The sequence below is a fragment of the Methanoregula sp. genome (assembly GCF_041645475.1).
Lineage (GTDB): Archaea > Halobacteriota > Methanomicrobia > Methanomicrobiales > Methanospirillaceae > Methanoregula.
The window spans coordinates 240,741-258,574 of sequence record NZ_JBAZQA010000001.1 but is presented as its reverse complement, the minus strand read 5'-3'; the positions used below and the strand labels follow the sequence as shown (position 1 = coordinate 258,574).

At 52.1% G+C, this 17,834-nt stretch carries 16 protein-coding genes; 10 read left to right on the top strand and 6 right to left on the bottom strand.

The window, feature by feature from the left end; genetic code table 11:
* Positions 1 to 5: 5 nt before the first annotated feature.
* The 4 genes from WC598_RS01250 to WC598_RS01235 are packed head-to-tail and all read left to right on the top strand — an operon-like array spanning position 6 to position 4,079.
* The gene (locus tag WC598_RS01250; RefSeq protein WP_372959646.1) at positions 6 to 602 is read left to right on the top strand and encodes an acetate uptake transporter; all 597 of its coding nucleotides are present in this window, start codon (positions 6 to 8) and stop codon (positions 600 to 602) included.
* 32 nt (positions 603 to 634) lie between these two features.
* On the top strand, positions 635 to 2,086 hold the full coding sequence (locus tag WC598_RS01245; RefSeq protein WP_372959645.1) for a methyl-accepting chemotaxis protein: 1,452 nt from the start codon (positions 635 to 637) through the stop codon (positions 2,084 to 2,086).
* 17 nt (positions 2,087 to 2,103) lie between these two features.
* Positions 2,104 to 2,640 carry a chemotaxis protein CheW gene (locus WC598_RS01240; RefSeq protein WP_372959644.1) on the top strand — a complete coding sequence of 179 codons (537 nt, stop codon included), beginning with the start codon at positions 2,104 to 2,106 and terminating at the stop codon, positions 2,638 to 2,640.
* A 17-nt stretch (positions 2,641 to 2,657) separates the two neighbouring features.
* Positions 2,658 to 4,079 carry a response regulator gene (locus tag WC598_RS01235; RefSeq protein ID WP_372959643.1) on the top strand — a complete coding sequence of 474 codons (1,422 nt, stop codon included), beginning with the start codon at positions 2,658 to 2,660 and terminating at the stop codon, positions 4,077 to 4,079.
* Between the two features lie 67 nt (positions 4,080 to 4,146).
* Here the strand turns inward: WC598_RS01235 and WC598_RS01230 are convergent, their stop codons facing one another.
* Together WC598_RS01230 and WC598_RS01225 are read right to left on the bottom strand one after the other, a co-directional pair.
* On the bottom strand, positions 4,147 to 7,605 hold the full coding sequence (locus WC598_RS01230; RefSeq protein WP_372959642.1) for a response regulator: 3,459 nt from the start codon (positions 7,603 to 7,605) through the stop codon (positions 4,147 to 4,149).
* A 388-nt stretch (positions 7,606 to 7,993) separates the two neighbouring features.
* Positions 7,994 to 9,406 (bottom strand): PAS domain S-box protein, encoded by a 1,413-nt coding sequence (locus tag WC598_RS01225; RefSeq protein WP_372959641.1) that lies wholly within the window; start codon positions 9,404 to 9,406, stop codon positions 7,994 to 7,996.
* Positions 9,407 to 10,449: 1,043 nt separating this feature from the next.
* On the opposite strand from WC598_RS01225, the gene WC598_RS01220 reads away from it, so the two are divergent.
* Entirely contained in the window at positions 10,450 to 11,325 is an 876-nt protein-coding gene (locus WC598_RS01220; RefSeq protein ID WP_372959640.1) for a proline iminopeptidase-family hydrolase, read from the top strand.
* A 52-nt stretch (positions 11,326 to 11,377) separates the two neighbouring features.
* On the opposite strand, the gene WC598_RS01215 is transcribed toward WC598_RS01220, so the two are convergent.
* From WC598_RS01215 to WC598_RS01205, 3 genes are all read right to left on the bottom strand, one after another.
* Positions 11,378 to 12,565: an SLC13 family permease gene (locus WC598_RS01215; RefSeq protein WP_372959773.1), complete on the bottom strand. Its 1,188-nt coding sequence runs from the start codon at positions 12,563 to 12,565 to the stop codon at positions 11,378 to 11,380.
* 329 nt (positions 12,566 to 12,894) lie between these two features.
* Positions 12,895 to 13,047, bottom strand: coding sequence for a hypothetical protein (locus WC598_RS01210; RefSeq protein WP_372959639.1), 153 nt, complete (start codon positions 13,045 to 13,047; stop codon positions 12,895 to 12,897).
* A gap of 177 nt (positions 13,048 to 13,224) precedes the next feature.
* Entirely contained in the window at positions 13,225 to 13,590 is a 366-nt protein-coding gene (locus WC598_RS01205; RefSeq protein WP_372959638.1) for a winged helix-turn-helix transcriptional regulator, read from the bottom strand.
* A 111-nt stretch (positions 13,591 to 13,701) separates the two neighbouring features.
* Between WC598_RS01205 and WC598_RS01200 the strand changes: the two genes are divergently transcribed.
* The 5 genes from WC598_RS01200 (at position 13,702) to WC598_RS01180 (ending at position 16,927) form a co-directional block, all read left to right on the top strand.
* On the top strand, positions 13,702 to 14,241 hold the full coding sequence (locus WC598_RS01200; protein ID WP_372959637.1) for a flavodoxin family protein: 540 nt from the start codon (positions 13,702 to 13,704) through the stop codon (positions 14,239 to 14,241).
* 57 nt (positions 14,242 to 14,298) lie between these two features.
* Positions 14,299 to 14,430, top strand: a complete 132-nt coding sequence (locus WC598_RS01195) for a hypothetical protein (protein ID WP_372959636.1) — start codon at positions 14,299 to 14,301, stop codon at positions 14,428 to 14,430.
* Positions 14,431 to 14,475: 45 nt separating this feature from the next.
* The gene (locus tag WC598_RS01190) at positions 14,476 to 14,862 is read left to right on the top strand and encodes a flavodoxin (protein ID WP_372959635.1); all 387 of its coding nucleotides are present in this window, start codon (positions 14,476 to 14,478) and stop codon (positions 14,860 to 14,862) included.
* A 66-nt stretch (positions 14,863 to 14,928) separates the two neighbouring features.
* Complete coding sequence (locus WC598_RS01185) at positions 14,929 to 16,128, top strand: aldo/keto reductase (RefSeq protein WP_372959634.1); 1,200 nt, start codon at positions 14,929 to 14,931, stop codon at positions 16,126 to 16,128.
* A 295-nt stretch (positions 16,129 to 16,423) separates the two neighbouring features.
* A complete protein-coding gene (locus WC598_RS01180) occupies positions 16,424 to 16,927 on the top strand; it encodes a hypothetical protein (protein WP_372959633.1) in 504 nt (167 codons plus the stop codon).
* Positions 16,928 to 17,053: 126 nt separating this feature from the next.
* On the opposite strand, the gene WC598_RS01175 is transcribed toward WC598_RS01180, so the two are convergent.
* Positions 17,054 to 17,737 carry a 2,5-diamino-6-(ribosylamino)-4(3H)-pyrimidinone 5'-phosphate reductase gene (locus tag WC598_RS01175; RefSeq protein ID WP_372959632.1) on the bottom strand — a complete coding sequence of 228 codons (684 nt, stop codon included), beginning with the start codon at positions 17,735 to 17,737 and terminating at the stop codon, positions 17,054 to 17,056.
* Positions 17,738 to 17,834: the final 97 nt, after the last annotated feature.

Sequence of the window (17,834 nt, the reverse complement as noted above, 5' to 3'; positions counted from 1 at the left end):
TACGCATGCAGACAACAGTTGATCCAGTATTTAAGAACGAGATGAGAATTTCTGACAACACGGCAAACCCGGGTGCACTGGGTCTACTGGCATTCGGGCTGACAACGATCATCCTGAATTTGCACAACGCAGGCCTTTTCGGTATGGGATCTGCGATCTTTGCAATGGGTATATTCTATGGGGGTATCGCCCAGATCATTGCAGGGATTATGGAGTGGAAGAAGAACAACACGTTCGGTATGGTTGCTTTCATATCCTATGGGTCGTTCTGGATCGCGCTTGTGTTCATGATCCTGATGCCGATCCTGGGATGGGGTGCTGCTCTCCAGAAAGAAGCGCTTGTATCGTTCCTTGCAATATGGGGCCTCTTCTCGCTCGTGATGTTTATCATCACATTCCGGCTGTCAAGGGCACTCCAGATAGTGTTCGGTCTCCTTGTGCTGCTCTTCCTGTTGCTGGTTATTGGCAATGCTCTCGGGAACGAGACGATCCTCCATATCGCGGGTATTGAAGGGGTCATCTGCGGGCTTGCAGCAATGTACACCGGCCTTGGTGAAGTCATGAATGAAGTGTGGAAAGAGAAAATTGTCAAACTCGGGTGAAGATGATGGTAGATCTCCAAGAATTTTCAGAAATGTTTGAAAAGAATCCGCTCGCCCAGGTGGTTATCGATGCGGATCTAAAAATTCAGATGGTGAATGATTCGTTCATGAAACTGGTCGGGTACGGCCGGGATCGGTTACTCGCAATCCGCTTCAGCGATTTCCGCACACAGAACATGATAAAATACCTTAAGGATTCCGGTGAATCTGTTCAGGACGCTATAACAACAAAAAGAATAACACGTGGCGAGAGCACCTTTGAAACCCCTACGGGGATCCATGTCATTGTCAGGGCCAACATCCCCCTTCTGGATGAAAAAGGGAATGTGAAGTACGTTTACATTACGTACAACGAGATCACCAAAATTGTCAAGTCCCGGGAGTTCATGGCAGGTCAGGTTGATATCCTGTCCCAGGCATATGCCAAGATGGCAGCTGGCGATCTCACAATCCGTGTGGATCTTTTAAAACCGGATGAGGATACCAAAGACGTATATGAACAGATCATCAAGCTCCGGGACGCGGTCCGTGGCATTGTAATCAGCCTTGAGAAGAATATCGCAGACGTCAACAAGCAGATGCTGAACCTGACCTCCACGGCAGACAACGCCACCAGGAGTGTTGAAGATGCCTCAAAGAGCGTCAACCAGATCGCAAAGAACTCAAGCGTTGTGTCAGAAAATGCCCAAAAGTCCTCCGAGGGTGTTGAGCAGATGTCCAAGGCTATGCAGGACATGAGCGCAGCTGTTGAGGAAATTACCTCCAGCATGGAAAGTGTCTCCACCCAGGCAAACACCGCAAACGCATCAGCCAAGAGCGGTGCCATCCTTGCAGAAAAAGTCAACAAGGATATGATGGATATCACCACGGAGTCCGGCAGGACATATGAGGTCATCAAGGAAATCGAGAAACAGATGACCGATATCGGCAAGATCATCGTCCTGATCCGCGACCTTGCCAGCCAGACCAACCTGCTCGCTCTCAATGCGGCGATAGAAGCTGCCCGTGCGGGAGAGCACGGCAGGGGCTTTGCGGTTGTTGCATCGGAAGTCAAATCGCTGGCACAGGAGTCCCGTTCAAGCGCGGAAAAGATCGAAGAGATGATCACGCAGCTCAACATTGCCACCAAGAAAGCAGCGGATGGTATGGAAGGTGCCCAGGTTCTGGTCAAGAAAGGTGTAGAGGAGTCACAGCAGGCCCTTGAAGCCTTCAGGACAATCCAGAAAGCTGCAGAGGCGGTTGCGAACAGTGCATCCGAAGTCGCCGCAGCAACCGAGGAACAGGCAGCAACCACTGAAGAGATCACCGCGAGCGTGCACGAAGTGGCAAACCTGATCGAGCGGACGGCCAAGGAGTCCGGAGACACGGCCGCGGCAACAGAAGAATCTGCAGCTGCGATCGATGAGATCACCCGGATGATCCAGACCGTCAATGACGTTGCACTCCAGGCAATGGAAGCCAACAAGAAATTCAAGGTGGATTGACCGGGAGGAAATTGCCCATGACAGCAAAGGTAAGTGAACCTGTTGCAACGGCAAATACCCCCGTTACTTCCGAAAGAGACATGACAAGTACCATTCAGGTTGTGGAGTTCGTGCTGGGAAGCGAGCACTTTGCCGTGGACCTGTTCGATGTGAAGGAGGTTGTGGAGTACACGACCATCACAAAACTCCCCAATGTTCCTTCTTACGTAAAGGGCATCATCGACCTGCGGGGAGAGATCACCATGATCATCGACCTCAAGCACCGGTTGAACATAACCGAAGAGAGTGTGACCAGCATCGATTCGTCCCGGATCATTGTCCTTGATGATAAGATCGCCAGGTCGAAGATCGGGATTCTTGTTGATGATGTGACCTCCGTCTCGACATTTGAGGGGAACCAGGTGGATTATACGTCTGCTTCAGTCAGCAAGGAGGAGACATCCATTATTGGTATCATCAAGCGCAAGATCAAGGTCAAGGACAAGGAGATCAACGAGCTTATCATCTGGATCGATATCAAACAGCTGCTCGGCGATATCGACTCCGGCCTGTAACCGGGAATGGCGGACATATGATGCTGGTGCTGTATGTCGATGACAACCCTGACGCTCTCAAATCAGGTAAGAAACGCCTGGAGGTGTCAGGAGACATCGCGGTAGATACAGCCCTGTCAGCACACACGGCTCTGGAAATGCTAAGACAGAAGTCCTATGATTCGATTGTCTCGGATTTCCAGCTGCCGGATATGGACGGGATGTTGTTTCTCAAAGAGATCCAGAAAAACGTACCCGTACTGCCGGTTATATTTTTTTCATGTGAGAATGCAACAGACCCGGCTCATGGAAACAGGATTTATCCGGAAATACCCGACCAAAAAAAATCCGAAGAAAACACGTCCCGCTATGACGGTTTGTATCGGACTCTTCTGGAAATGAAAAAGGAGTACCGGGAAAAGAAACAGTACCGGCAGATCATTGAGAATGCCCGTGAGGGCGTGCTCCTCGTACGGGAGGGTGTAATTATTTATACCAATTCCTCAGTCAGACGATCTCTTGGGGCATCTGCCAGGGAAGAGATGGAAGGACACCGGCTTATGGAGTTCGTTCCGGCAGAGGATCATAAGATGATTCCGTTGCTGTTGCAGGAACGATCCGGGGAAACCGGGCCGGAAGAAGAGATCACGTTCAGGGCACTTACCCGGTATGGTCTTTTTCGGCTCTTTGTTTGCACAAGACTCTGTATCGATTGGGATGGCCGACCCGCAACCCTGCTGTATCTTTCAGACATAACCGAGCAAAAAATGGCGGAGAATGCATTCGTGCTCGTGAACAAAAAGATCCGTATCCTCAATGAACTTACAAGGCATGATATCGCCAACCGGCTCACGGTTCTGCGTGGAAGACTGAAACGATCGCGGAATGCTGTTACTGACCCGGAGGTAATCCGACATCTCGATGAGGTGGATACTGCCGGAAAAGAGATCTTCAGCCATCTCGAAATGGCCCGTATGTACCAGGAACTAGGCAAGCTCTCCCCACAATGGTTCAACCTTGGTTCTCTCCTTGACGTTGTCATGATCCGGGCGGAAGTGCCGGAACTGAAATTACTGATAGAGACTAACAACATTGAGATCTATGCAGACCCCCTTTGTCCCCGGGTGTTTGAGAACCTGATCGATAACTCCCTGCGTCATGGAAACAATGTTTCAGAGATCAGAATTACCACCAGAGTTGCCGACAACTGCCTCGTGATCACGCTGGAAGATAATGGGAGTGGCATACTGGCAGAAGACAAAGAGCGCATTTTCGAACAGGGTGTAGGGAAACATACAGGCCTCGGGCTTTTTCTCAGCCGCGAGATTCTTTCTATTACCGATATCACCATACGGGAGACGGGGAGCCCCGGTTCAGGTGCACGTTTTGAGATTGCTGTTCCCAGAAGAGTGTACCGTCATAGCCGTCACCGTCAGCAGACCGGGTTGTCCTGCACCTGAATGACACGTATCTGGAGACGGAGCGGGACCGGAATTTAAAAAAAAATGCCCGGCGGGGATTCTGCTTCTATGTGGTAAAACGGTACCCCATTGCCTGTGCGAGGGTTATCATCTCCATGACCTGCTCTTCCTGCTTATGAGTCAGTCTCCTGCCCCTCTGGATGAGTCGGCCCATTCGCACAATCTGCATTCTCTGCTCCTGGGAGAGTGCACCGGAATGATGTGACCAGCGGAGGAGATCAAACCACTGGGCTCGGTTGAAGGAAAAACCGGGTTTAACCACATCATCAGGTTCGCCCGGCATATCCTCCATGGGCTCTTCAGCACTCTCCTCATATTCCGGTCCTGCAGATTCCTCATCATCCGAATCTTCAGTGTACTCTGAACCCTCTCGCACTTCCTGAACATTGTCGAAGGAAACACCCGGTTCTTCATTAAATGAATCCGTTTCGGGCAATACGGATTCAGCTTTTTGGCTGCTGATAACGTAATCAACTGTCCCGGGGAAGGCCGTTTCTGTGGGTTCTTTCCGTACGATCTCAGAAACGGGGACGTCATCTTCAAACAGATCTTCAACCCCGGTGATTCTCACAACATCCGGTTCGGGTTTTTGGGGGATTTTCATGGGTAAAGATGCCGGCCGCACGACCATCGGAAGATCTGGGCCTTTCACAATGACCGCCCGCTTCTTTACCGGTTCCGCTTCTGTATCCTTTGGGAGTGCCGGACCGGCGGGTCGATCCCTCACTTCGGTTGCCACCATCAGCTGTTCCTGGGCATTCATGTGGTCCTCCCATTCATCCGCAAGAGCAGTCCTGGCATGATCGATCTCAGTTGAGAGAGAAGAGATGGTATTTTCAGCAGCCATTTTTTCATTTACGTGTTCTTCCCATTCATCCGCAAGAGCAGTCCTGGCATGATCGATCTCAGTTGAGAGAGAAGAGATGGTATTTTCAGCAGCCATTTTTTCATTTACGTGTTCTTCCCATTCATCCGCAAGAGCGGTCCTGGCATGATCGATCTCAGTTGAGAGGGAAGAGATGGTATTTTCAGCAGCCGTTTTTTCCCTGATGAGAGTCTCAACACGTTCTTCAAGCGTCTTACTGTGGATGCGGGCAGAATCAAGATCTTCAGAAAGATTCTGAATTTTTTCTCTCTGTTGTGCAGCCTCATGTTCCTGCAGTTTTTCCATTTCCGCATGTTTTTCGCTGATTTTTTTCAGGTCTTGTAATGCAGCATCCTTTGCCCGCACTGTATCGGAGGAAGATGCCCTTGCAGATTCCAGTTCTTCAGAAAGAAGCCGCATTTTCTCGTTTTGCTGCAAGACCAGAAGTGACTGTTCTTTTTTTGTTTCTGCCAGTTCTTCACGGATTTTTGCCAGATTTTGTAATGCAGTGTTCCTTTCCCGCTCAGCGTTGTGGGTGGATGCCTGTGCAGCCTCAAAGGCGGCCTCCAGGGAGCCCCGTTCGCCCCGGAGGCGTCCGATATCCAGGCTGGATCGCTCATGGGCCGCAAGGGCAGATTGCATACTTTCTTCGGCAACACGGCGCAACCGCCTTTCCGTTTCCAGCGCCGCGCGGACCTGTTCCAGTTCCTCCCCGAGCGACCGGGCCTGCTGGCCGGCCTGCGCCTGGCCTGCCGAAACGGAGTGGATCTCCTGTTCAAGCAGATGGATCTTAACCTTGGCATCCGTCAGCGTGTTTTCGAGATCGGTTTTTTCCCTGACCACAATGTCAAGGTTGGACCGAGTCTGGACCAGGTCCGTCCGGTGAAGGTCCAGATCGCTTTTTACTTCGGTATGTGCCCCCTCTAGTGAATGGAGCCGGGCAGTCTGTTCAAGGATCACGGTATTGAGTCTCTCCTCAGATCCACGGCGTTGCTCCCTCTCGTACTGAAGTTCGGATTGGATCTCACTCAGTGTTTGGGAAAGGGCTGAGGTGGTGGCAGATGCCCGCTCTTTTTCTGATGTCATCTCAGCAATCTCATCTTCGCGTGCAGCCAGGTTGAGTTTCTCTTCCGTCAGGGCAGACCTTGTGTCTTCAAGTTCAGCGGTGAGACTGCGGACTTTTTCAACAGTCTTGTCCATCTCAAGGTTCAAAGCGGCAAAATTGACATCAAGGGATTTGAAGGCGGTTTCTTTCTCTTCAATGACGCCGGTTGCTGCACTGAACTGGACCTGTAATTCTTCGAGCTGTTCCCGCAGGTCGTCGATCCGGGCACCCAGTGCAGATTCTACCAGTTCTTTTTCTTTTTCCAGAGAGGTGATCTGGACTTCAAGATTTGCACTATGGGCCTTTGCATCTGCAAGATCCTCGTTCAGCCGTGCAATACCCGACTCCTGCTGTTTTGAGACCCCGGTCAGTTCCTCAATCACACGGGTGAGTCCGGTGTTTCGCTCTTCCGTTGAAGTGAGTACGATTTTTATCTTCTCTTCAGCCGCAAGTGCCCGGGTTTTTTCTTTCTCCCAGGCACTTTTCATATCATTATATTCCTGCAAACGGGTGGCAAGTGATACATCAGCCTGATCCTTCTGAACCCTGAGACCGGCCAGATCCTTTTCGGTTTCAGAACACCGGCTTGAAGCGAGTCGGAGGGAATCCGTTACACGTGCATGCTCATGAGTTAAAGAATCTATTTTCCCGGAAAGGTTTGTAATCTTTTCATTCAGGGTTCTGATTTCATTGTTGTGCGAAACGAGCGCAGCATCCCTGGCCTGTGTCAGTGTGTTCAGACTTTTTCTGGTATCCGTGAGAAGAGACTGGGTAATCTCAAGATCTTTTTGGAGGGTCTCTTTTTCCCCTTTCAATTCTGCATTCAGCTGGTCTTTGTCTGCAATCTCCGATTGGAAAACACGGATATCCTGATCTTTTTGATTCACGGTTTTGTTCAGAAGTCGGATGGCCTCCTTGTTTTCCTCAGTAGCGGATTCAAGTTTTTTCACGGACTGATCAAGGAACCGGATCTGCTCTTTTGCCCGCGAGATCTCCTCATGTTTGGTGACCGCAATCTCGAACGAGGAGAGAAGGAACTCGAGGAGTTTCCTGCGATCCGCAGTAATGACGAAGATATGGTCATTATGCTGGATCTTGAACTGAGTTTTGATCTGGTCTGGTGTCGGACGCTCCACGGGGGTATCCCGCATGCCGCCAATGAGTGAGAGGAGATAGGGAAGATCATAGGGAAGTGAGATGAAATTGTCCGCATTGCTGTCCAGCACAAACAGAAGATCCGATAACGCTGAAGCGCCGGTAAGGATAAGGACGGGGATTACCCAGAGATCCCGGTCAGCTTTCATCTGCCGGCAGATATCAAAGGCGGGCAATGCCGAATCCGTTGTATCACAGATGAGGAGGTTTGGTTTTCCCGTTTTTAAGGTTTCAAGGAGGTGTTCGCCGTCATCGAAAAGGGTTACTTGATATCCATTCTGCTCCAGATGCTCCCTGATCATCGGGGCAAGGGTTCCACTGGTACTTAAAACGAAAATATCAACGATACCTTCGTTTCCATTTGGCGGGGGGCCGTTCATCACAATCGCTCACAGGACTGAAATCTCTCACTGGTTTTTATCTTTGTTTATATGTTCTTGTATACTCTATTATAGCATTTCTGGTCAAAATCGGGATGTCGGGGCAAATTCAGCGCTAAAAGCGTGAAATGAACAAATAGCAACAATAGAAAAAATGGATCCATCCGGAACGTTCTCTCGATCATGAGGATGGCTGGATCTCCATTTTTGATCCGGCAATCTATTTATCGTGTTGTTTAGGAGAATCGTATGCCGGATCCCGGAATCGGCATAAGTGAGTATATCGCATACTCCGTCGATCTTCTTCCCGTCCGGCCCCGGGTAACCACCTTTTTAGATCCACCGGATGTTTTTTTAATAGCGTTGCCGGTTACCAGGAAATTCCGGATCACTGCGCTGCGGTGCCGGCGAACCGGTACATCCTTTTGGGAACGGTAATCTCAAACCGGGCACCGGTGCCGGCCTCTCCGGTCTCCCGGATTGCCATACCGGATGCGGAAAGAAATTCATGAGCAAAGAACAGCCCGAATCTTCCTTCCCCCGCAACAACCCGCTCAAAGATGTGCGCTTTTTCCTCTTCCGGAATACCGCTGCCATCGTCATTGCAGATCAGCAAAAGACCCTCCGGGATCTCCTGGTATCCAAAGGAGATTCCTGTTACGGTTCTGCCATGCCGCACTGCATTATCAAGGAGATTTTGAAATACCCTGCCTATCAGGGGATCAGACCAGATCTCGATTGCATCAAGACGGACCGACAGGGTGATCTCCTTATTCCCTGCGAGCACCGAGGCTTCCTTTTGGATAATCTGTTCAAGATTTATCCACCGGGACTGGTCAGCACCCATTCTCAGGTAATCCTTTGTGTTGGTTATGAGGTGGTGGATGGTCTCCAGGATCTCGCTCATGGCAGGAAGAAATGAGACCCGCTCCTGTCCGGTCCCGCTCTTCTTCATGAGTTCCACATATCCTCTCAGGGCGGTAACCTTGTTCTGGATATCCTGGTAAGTGATATCTGTCATAAGGGCAAGGTTGCGGTTTGCGAGAAGAATATTCTCTTCTGCAAACTTGCGCTCAGTGATGTCCTGGACCACACCCATCAGATGGGTGACTTCTGAGTTTTCGTCAACCGTAGCAAACCCTTTCGTGGAAATATACCCCATGGTACCGTCAGGATGGATGATGCGGTATTCACCGGGTTCATAGACATGCGTCTCTGCCGCGGCTGCAAGGATCCGGTCGTGTTTGTCGAGATCATCGGGATGGATCCGTTCCCGGATCTTTTCCAGGTCCAGAACAATCCCGCCGGGTCTGTACCCGAAGATCCGGTAGAGTTCGTCCGACCAGGTAATGACATTCTGCCGGAGATCATAGTGCCAGGAGCCAACATGCGCGAGTTCCTGCGCCTGGGAGAACGCCGTATTGGTTTCCCGGAGAGCTTTTTCTGCGTTCTTACGTTCCGTGATATCCCGGAGGAAGAGGACAAGACCTCCCTGGATCTTATCCGAATACACGACACTGACTTCAACATCGATAAGGTTTCTGTCCCTGCACCGGTACTGGGTCTCGAACCGGTCTGAACCCGTCCGGGTGATCTCCTGTATACGCTCCGTGATCTGATTGGGTGTCAGTTTTGTCTCAATCTGGTGAAGGGAACGGCTCTGCATCTCCTCCCGGGTATACCCGAGCATTTTGCACAAGGTGTCATTCACTTCGATGAACCGGCCGCTCCTGTCAATAATGCAGAACCCGTCCAGAGCGGTCCGCAGGATCGTACGATACCGCTCTTCGCATTCCGGCATCCCGACGTCCCCCGATCCGTTTTTTGTGATATCATCCATTGTATGTGCCCGTATGCTGCCACACTTTTGCCGTGAGCGGGATCATATGACCGTGGCTGACGATATCCGCTGGTCAGTTGTGTTCTGTGCGTCAAGGGATATAGTTTTTTTCGGCATGTTTTTTTCATGGACCGTAATGTCAAAACCTTCCGGAAGTGTTGGTTTCCTGCGTGCGACCCCGGGTTCCCGGGAGTTCAGGACCTGAAAACCCCCTGAAAACTATCTCCTCTTAAAAATGCCCCGTTTGCCAATTGGAGCCCGATTTGCAAAACCGTCTTTTTGAGGGTCGCATTTTCTGGCGAATTACAGAACACGGGTTTTAAACTACGGCAGCATTGGCCGTTTTTTATCCGTTTGTGGTGCATTTTGACCTCTGAAAACGGCCTTTTTAGTCCCTTTCCAGCAGAGGTCCGCCAGTTTTTCCGGACGGGTGGTTGTCCGGAGAACCGGTGGGGGGTTATTCCGGACTCAACGTTTTACCGCACCTGAGCATCCTGCCAAACCGTGACTTGTGATCCAGAAAACCCCGTAAAACGTCCGGATTGCCAAACGGGGCATTTCCGAAAAACCACGTAAACCGCCCGGATTCCATCGGTGCTCCATTCGGGCCCGAAATGACGTAAAGGAACTATTTTGCCCTTTTCAAAACCTGCGTGAGTTTTCACATCCTTTTTTTCGTTGGACTGAAGGTCGCACGAGCGAAATGGAAGCCTGCCAAACGCTGCTATGAGGCTCCGGAGTGCATTATATGCGGCCCAATTTGAGCCCGGTTTGGGTAATGGGGGACGATTTGTGGGTTTTTCTTCGACGGAGAGTCAGTTTTACGACGGTGGGGGAAATGTGGATGTCCTGACCGGAATCTCCGTTATGCGGTGAATGGTTTGAACCGATACGCATGAAATAAAATAATTCAAAACACTTTCACCCGCTATCGTCCACCATTATAACCAATCAAAATCCTATTCGTTGTTACATAAAAAATTTCAGACCCGGAGGAATTTTTAATGACCGGAAAACTATGCGAAGGAAAAATTCCCGTCACGGGCGGGAAGGTCTGGTACCGGATATTCGGCCCGGAAAAAACCGGAACACCGCTGCTCGTGCTGCATGGCGGCCCGGGCATACCGCACGACTACCTGCTGCCGCTTGCAAAACTTGCGGACGAGCGGCCGGTCATCTTCTACGATCAGCTGGGGTGCGGGAACTCCGGCCCGGTTCCGGATGAATCGCTTCTCACGGTTGAACGCTTTGCAGAAGAACTCGCACAGGTACAGAACGCTCTTGGTCTTGATACGTTTCACATTCTCGGCCAGTCCTGGGGGAGCATGCTTGCCGTGGAGTACATGCTCCGGAAGCGGCCCGCGGGAGTGCAGCGGTTAATTCTCTCAGGCCCCTGCCTCGCGGCCTCGCGCTGGAATGCCGACCAGCGGCAGTACGTGAGCGAACTTCCAAAAGAAACCCGCGATATCATTCTCCGCCACGAAACAACCGGGGACTTTGAATCACCGGAGTACCAGGACGCGATGATGGCATACTATCGCCTCCACATCTGCCGGATGGATCCCTGGCCGGACTGCCTGATGCGCTCAATGGAGCGGTTCGCGATCCCGGTGTACCGGTACATGTGGGGCCCAAGCGAGTTCACCTGCACCGGGACCCTCGGCTCGTTCGATGTTACGGCCCGGCTCCGGGAGATCACCGTTCCCGTGCTCTTCACCTGCGGGCGGTACGATGAAGCGACACCGGCCTCAACTGCGTATTACCAGAAAATGCTGCCGGGTTCGCAGATCGCAGTTTTCGAGGACGCTTCGCATGCCCACCACCTGGAAAAAGAGGACGAGTTCCTCGCGGTCGTGCGGACGTTCTTACGCGGTGCGTGAACCGGCCGGCATTCCGTTCACCACGGCGCAGGGCCGGAACCGGCCATCCCCTTTACCCCACAACCATCAGCCAGCCCGCGTACACGATCAGCTGCAGCACCGTTAAGGGGAGCCCGACTTTTAAAAATTCCATGAACGTCAGGGTCACGCCCTGCTTCTCCGCGTTCTGGATAATGATCACGTTGCTTGCAGCACCGAGGATCGTGAGGTTGCCGGCAATCGTGCTGCCGGCAGCAAGCGCCATGAGCTGGGCCGTGCCACTTCCTGCTGCCATAACAAGCGGCTGGAAGAGCGCAACGAACGGGACATTGGAGATGAACTGGCTGAAGACGATACTTGTTGCAAGCAGCGCCGGGACGGAAGTGAGCATCCCGTTGCTGACCAGGGACTGGAAGACGCCGGTCTGCCAGACGCTCGCCATCAGGACGAACATTGCAGCAAAGAAAACAAGCGTGCACCAGTCGATTCCCCGCAGGATGACAAACCGCTTCTCGGAAAAGAGCAGCACGGGCAGGGCTGCCCCGATCGCGATCAGCGGCAGGGTAACGAGCATGGAACCGGTGAGGAGCGAGGCGAGGATGTTGACTACTGCGAGCACGAGGACGACTGCAAGCGAGATCTTTGCAAGCAGGGCAAGCCTTGGATCGGGTTGTTGCACGGCCTCCGCCTCAAAGGTACGGGGCTGGAACTCGTCCCGGTAGAACACGCGGAGCACGGCATACGCGATAGCGAGACAGGCCAGCGTCGGGATAGCAAGGTAGAGCGCAAACGTGACAAATGGCGAGGCCATCCCTGAGTTTATCGCAACAAGCAGGTTCTGCGGGTTTCCTATCGGGCTCATCACGCTGCCGGTGGTGATCGCAAACGCAAGCGCAAGCAGGAGCAGTTTCTTTGATATCCTCCGGCCTGCGGCAAGGGCAAGGACAAGAGGCGTGCCGATCACGGCGAGCGTGTCGTTCATCAGGAGCGCCGAGAGGATGCCCATCCCGAAGAGGATGCCAAGAACAACCTGGTCGGGATTTTTTGCCCGGGAAAAAAAGCGGTTGGCAAGACTGGAGAGGTACCCGCTCGAAACAAGTGTCTCCCCGACAACGAACATGCCGAAGAGGAAGAGCATAACGTCCGGATCAATTGCCCGGAGTGCATCGGCGGGTGCGATCTGGCCGGTCAGGAGGACTGCGATCGCTCCGCCCAGCATGATCTGCCAGATCTTCAGGCTGAACCTGCCAACCTGACGTATGGCGATTAAGAGGAATACGATTGCAAGGACGATGATGGCGATGTACGTATACCAGTGTTCAGTTGTTAAGGGAAATGAGCCTTGGGTTCTTGTAAAAAAACACTGTTGACCGTGGATTAATCGAAAAGAAAATTGGCTGTTACGTGCTGCAGCACAATCACCGTCTCGACCGGCCAACCCTCAAGGCCAGGAAATTACCCGCTCCGGCTCAATGAGGGCTATGGTCATGGACTTACGCATACCGTAGGCATATCTGACGGGATTTTTGCTGTCCTCGTTGCTTACGCTGTTCGCGGGCGCGGTGGAGCGCAGGGTGATCCTTGTCGGGATTACGGGCGTGGCCAGCTCATGTTCGGGGGCGGTTGGAGCGCAGCTTGCTGCATCGGGAGATCAATGACAACGTAGTGGACTCCTGCAATAATACAACCGAGAATCGCCAGATAAACCATTAACAGAACAATTTTCTTAATAACTTCGTCCATAGCATCCAATGGTATGGTAGTAGATAAAAATAATTTCGGTCTATAGAATTCCTCGGTAACCTCTAAAAGATAAAGATCGTGAGAATAATTTTCGGGATGTTGGAGAGGATCAATTTAATTATAAATTTATAACCGTCAACAATGTGTTCTTAAAAAAAATTTTCGGAGAGACGCCGGTTATTCTTCACACTTGAACTCGATGTCCTCATTCATGTGGTCATACCCCCAGTTGCAGAGCTGGTCGAGGATCGGGATTAAGGATTGTGCTGTTTCCGTGAGAGAATACTCCACTTTCGGCGGAACCTGCGGGTACACCTTTCTCGTGACAAGGCCGTCTTTCTCCAGTTCGCGGAGCTCTTTTGTCAGCATCCTCTGGGTGATCCGGGGTGTTACCCGGTCTGCGATCTGGCTGAAACGCAATGTCCCGTCCCTGAGCTGGTAGATGACCAGCGGTTTCCATTTGCCCCCGATCACATCCAGGGTTGCCTCAATGCCCCAGCTGTACTTGTATTTTTTCGGCGTAGACTCAATAGTTTCATTCATGTTAGTATGACACATCTTTGTCTGTATGCACTATATTTGCCATACATACTAGATATATACTGTAGTTACATCCGCGATACGGGCAGAAGCGGTTGAAGGAGGAGTTAATCAATGAACCAGAACGTGTTAGTTTTATCAGCGAGTCCAAGGAAGGGTGGAAATTCCGACCTGCTCTGCGACCAGTTCATGAAAGGTGCAACGGAAGCCGGAAACCGTGCAGAGAAAATTTTCTTGAGAGAGAAAAAGATCCATTTCTGTCTTGGTTGCATGGCATGCCAGAGTAACGGAGGGAAATGCGTCCTGAAGGATGACATAGCCGGAATCCTTGAAAAAATGACTGTGGCCGATGTTCTCGTAATGGCAACTCCCGTATACTTTTACACCATGAATGCGCAGATGAAGACACTGATTGACAGGACACACCCGAAATATCCTGATTTCGGCACCAAGGACATCTATTTCATCGTCACTGCAGCGGACCCCAGCAGAGACGCGCTTGAAAGGACGATTGAAGGATTTAGGGGATTCACATCCTGTTACCGCGGCCTGAATGAGAAAGGGATCATCTTTGGGACCAATGCAGGGAATATTGGGGCCATCAAAGGGAGCCCGGCGATGGAGCAGGCATATGAAATGGGAAAGAATGTATAAGGCTAGAAAACGGGTAACCGATTGGCAATTTTAGAAAATAGTAACGAGAATGCGAGCATGAATAGAAAGAAAATCCATACAAATACTGCAAAATGCCTGATCGCGTATTTCTCGCGCCCGGGCAACAACTATGTTGGCGGGACAATCGTTAACCTGCCGATCGGCAACACCGAGTCGTGGCAAGGATGATCCGCGAAATGACCGGGGGCGACCTGTTTCCCATTGAACCGCTGCATGCCTCCTGAGGATTATTCAAAAGCCACCGAAGCAGCCAAGGAAGACCTTCGCATCAATGCCCGGCCGAAGCTTTCCCGCCACCTGGCAACCCTGGATCCCTATGACCGGATCTTCCTCGGTTACCCCACCTGGTGGGGAACAATGCCGATGCCGGTCTTCACCTTTCTGGAGGAGTACGATCTCGCGGGAAAGACCATTGCACCCTTCTGCACGCACGAGGGAAGCGGCCTTGGGGGAAGTGTCGCAGATATCAAAAATCTCTGCCCGAAGTCAGTCGTTCATGACGGTCTTGCCGTCCGGGGCCGTGCGGTATACGAGGCAGCAGATCAGGTTTCTTTATGGCTGCGGGAACTCGGGATGACGAAATTAAAACCATCAGGATAATCATGCCGGAAAATTCCAGTATCATGAACCGTCTGAAAAAAAATGTGAAAAAGAGCGTGAATGAACATGTTATACCGGAAAATTCCCAGAAGCGGGGACGAACTTTCCATCCTCGGGTTCGGATGCATGCGTCTTCCCATGAACCCGGACGGCTCGATCGACGAAGAGAGGGCCACACGGCAGGTACGTTACGCAATCGATCAGGGTGTGAACTATGTGGATTCGGCCTGGCCCTATCACATGGGTGAGAGCGAGCCATTTTTAGGTCGCGCCCTTGCAGATGGATACCGTAAGAAAGTAAACCTCGCAACAAAACTCCCGTCATGGCTTATTAAGAGCAGGGAGGATATGGACACGTACCTGAATGCCCAGCTCGAAAAACTCCGGACCGATCACATCGACTATTATCTGATCCATGCCCTTGTCGGGGACCTCTGGGACACGGTAGAAAAACTGGGGGTGGCTGATTTCCTTGACAAAGCCAAAGCAGACGGCCGCATCCGGAATGCAGGCTTCTCCTTCCACGGGGCTGGCGAGGATTTCCGGCGGATCGTGGACGCCTGCCCCTGGGACTTCTGCCTGATCCAGTACAATTTCCTTGACGAAAAGAACCAGGCCGGTACCGCGGGCTTAAAATACGCTGCCTCAAAAGGTCTTGGCGTCATCATCATGGAGCCCCTCCGCGGAGGAAACCTGACAAAGAACGTACCGCTGGCTGCAAAAAAGATCTGGGATGAAGCTGATTACAAGAGGTCGCCTGCGGAATGGGCCCTCCGCTGGGTCTGGAATCACCCTGAGGTCAGCGTTGTCCTTTCAGGTATGAACGAGGAAGAGCACATCGATGAGAATCTCCGGATCGCTGATCAGGCATACCCGGATTCGCTGACAGACGCGGAACTGGATCTTGTAAGGCGCGTTGAAATGAAATACCGTGAACTGATGAAAGTCGGTTGTACCGGCTGCCGGTACTGCATGCCCTGCCCCTCTGGAGTGAACATTCCCCTCTGTTTTGAAATTTATAATAACCTGAATCTGGTTGAAAATCCCGACGGGGAAAAATTCATGTACGCTGCCCGGCTCGGCGGTGTGGTTGCACTCGGGACTCCCGAGTTTGCATCATTATGTGTCCAGTGCGGGCAGTGCGTGGAACAATGCCCCCAGCATATCGACATACCGGCCGTGCTCGAATCCGTTGTAGCAGAACTCGAAGGACCCGATCTGGAAGAGCGGGTTATGATGGCAAAAAAGATCTTCAATCCAATATAAATTCGGGAATGGTTCTTAACTCTGGCATATGTTCCCCTCCTCCGGTGTTCTGAACTATTGCAGGATTACCTGTATGACTTATGAGAGTTACCCTCCCCTCTCGCGGTTTTTAAAATGTTTTTGGCAGAGGAGTCTGGATCCCCCGAGGTATCTGCCGGCTTTGCCGCGTGTGAGCTGCCTGTCCGGAAAATCCGGTGCGCGGTTTCTGTCTCAATGCTGTTCCTGAGGCCTGCAGGTTCTCCGGGCTTCGGCCGGTATCACAATTATCAAATATTCTTCCCGCGGAATGCTTGTCATGAAACTACGATTTCTGTTTATCGCATTCGTGCTGATTGCAGTAGCGCTCGTTGCTGCCGGATGCACATCCCCGTCAACTCCCGCACCGGCTGCAACGCCGGCCCAGACTCCCGCTGTTATCGAAACCACCGCAGCCCCGACCGCGGTTGCGACTGCAGCCCCGACAAAGGCTGCAGGTTCCCTTGAGCCGTCCCCAACGGATGTTGTTCCAGAGGGCCAGGCCGTCTCCGTCAGCGTTGAAAAAGCCGGAACCTACTCAACAACGATCATGACCTCGTTCAATGGTGGCAAGGGCCTGATGTCCGTTTCCCGCATGGATGTCCGCGTCACCAAGCCCGATGGCACCGTTGAAACAAAAGGTGTTGACAAGCCCGTTATGGGTACCATCGTTGAGATCGAGGGAACGAAGGGCAATGACCGGACGGAAGTTATTCTCACCATGAGATCCGGCAGTGTCTACAAGGTCTACGACCAGCTCGTTGCCTACAAAACCAGAAGCTGAATCAGGGCGGGAACATCCCTCCTGATATCTTCTTTTTTTAGAAAATTTGGGACTTATGGAACCTGTACCGGTTATCCGGCAGATGGTTTGTAGTCCGGTCTGGAAGTCAAAAAAAAGGATGAAAAATTATTCCGGACGCAGGACTTTCCAGTGCAGGAGAATACCGTCTTCGATCCTGCGGGACTCAATCAGTGTGAGCCTGCAGAACTCCGATTCCTTTACGAATCCTTCCCCGTCCGCAAGCGTGGGAGCATCCCTGCCCCCGATGATGATGTTGCCGATAAAACTGTAAATCTCGTCAACCAGGCCGGCTGCAATCAGGCCGGCGATCAGGGTACCGCCGCCTTCCACCATCAGGCGCTGGATTCCCATGACCCCCAGTTCTTCGAGCAAGGCCCTGAGATCAACTTCTTCCTCTCCGGCTATGATCACGGTCGCATGCTTTCTGAGTTCGGCCACATGCTTCTCATCGGCCTTTCGGGAAACGGCGATGATCCGTCTTCCCTGCCCTTTGTGCAGGATGGAGGCTGAAGGGGGTGTCCGTGCCCGGCTGTCCACCACGATGCGGGCCGGGTGTTCATCGGTACCCCGCTCTTTCCTCATCCTGCGACAGTCCTCAGATTTCACGGTAAGCGAGGGGTCGTCGGCAAGAACGGTACCGATCCCGACCATGACCGCATCGCAGCCGGCCTTGAGCCGGTCAACGCGGGTAAAGTCCTGCGTGCCGGAGATCTTGACCTGCCGCCGCTCCCGGGTTGAGAGCTTGCCGTCGGCACTCATGGCCGCGTTGATTACAACATAGGGACGCATCCATTACCGGGTTACCCTGCGGGTTATAAGAACCCACTGATCGGCAGGTTCCTATTTTTGTCCTCTGCCGCCACGGAAAAGTCTGTTGCCAACCTGA

What these genes read in the sequence shown, in the direction of transcription:
- WC598_RS01190 (WP_372959635.1), top strand. Translation starts at nt 14,476, where the DNA reads ATGCCTCCTGAGGATTATTCAAAAGCCACCGAAGCAGCCAAGGAAGAC.
- WC598_RS01195 (WP_372959636.1), top strand. Translation starts at nt 14,299, where the DNA reads ATGAATAGAAAGAAAATCCATACAAATACTGCAAAATGCCTGATCGCG.
- WC598_RS01210 (WP_372959639.1), bottom strand. Translation starts at nt 13,047, where the DNA reads ATGGACGAAGTTATTAAGAAAATTGTTCTGTTAATGGTTTATCTGGCG.
- WC598_RS01175 (WP_372959632.1), bottom strand. Translation starts at nt 17,737, where the DNA reads ATGCGTCCCTATGTTGTAATCAACGCGGCCATGAGTGCCGACGGCAAG.
- WC598_RS01220 (WP_372959640.1), top strand. Translation starts at nt 10,450, where the DNA reads ATGACCGGAAAACTATGCGAAGGAAAAATTCCCGTCACGGGCGGGAAG.
- WC598_RS01205 (WP_372959638.1), bottom strand. Translation starts at nt 13,590, where the DNA reads ATGAATGAAACTATTGAGTCTACGCCGAAAAAATACAAGTACAGCTGG.
- WC598_RS01225 (WP_372959641.1), bottom strand. Translation starts at nt 9,406, where the DNA reads ATGCCGGAATGCGAAGAGCGGTATCGTACGATCCTGCGGACCGCTCTG.
- WC598_RS01235 (WP_372959643.1), top strand. Translation starts at nt 2,658, where the DNA reads ATGATGCTGGTGCTGTATGTCGATGACAACCCTGACGCTCTCAAATCA.
- WC598_RS01240 (WP_372959644.1), top strand. Translation starts at nt 2,104, where the DNA reads ATGACAGCAAAGGTAAGTGAACCTGTTGCAACGGCAAATACCCCCGTT.
- WC598_RS01245 (WP_372959645.1), top strand. Translation starts at nt 635, where the DNA reads ATGTTTGAAAAGAATCCGCTCGCCCAGGTGGTTATCGATGCGGATCTA.
- WC598_RS01250 (WP_372959646.1), top strand. Translation starts at nt 6, where the DNA reads ATGCAGACAACAGTTGATCCAGTATTTAAGAACGAGATGAGAATTTCT.
- WC598_RS01180 (WP_372959633.1), top strand. Translation starts at nt 16,424, where the DNA reads ATGAAACTACGATTTCTGTTTATCGCATTCGTGCTGATTGCAGTAGCG.
- WC598_RS01185 (WP_372959634.1), top strand. Translation starts at nt 14,929, where the DNA reads ATGTTATACCGGAAAATTCCCAGAAGCGGGGACGAACTTTCCATCCTC.
- WC598_RS01230 (WP_372959642.1), bottom strand. Translation starts at nt 7,605, where the DNA reads ATGAACGGCCCCCCGCCAAATGGAAACGAAGGTATCGTTGATATTTTC.
- WC598_RS01200 (WP_372959637.1), top strand. Translation starts at nt 13,702, where the DNA reads ATGAACCAGAACGTGTTAGTTTTATCAGCGAGTCCAAGGAAGGGTGGA.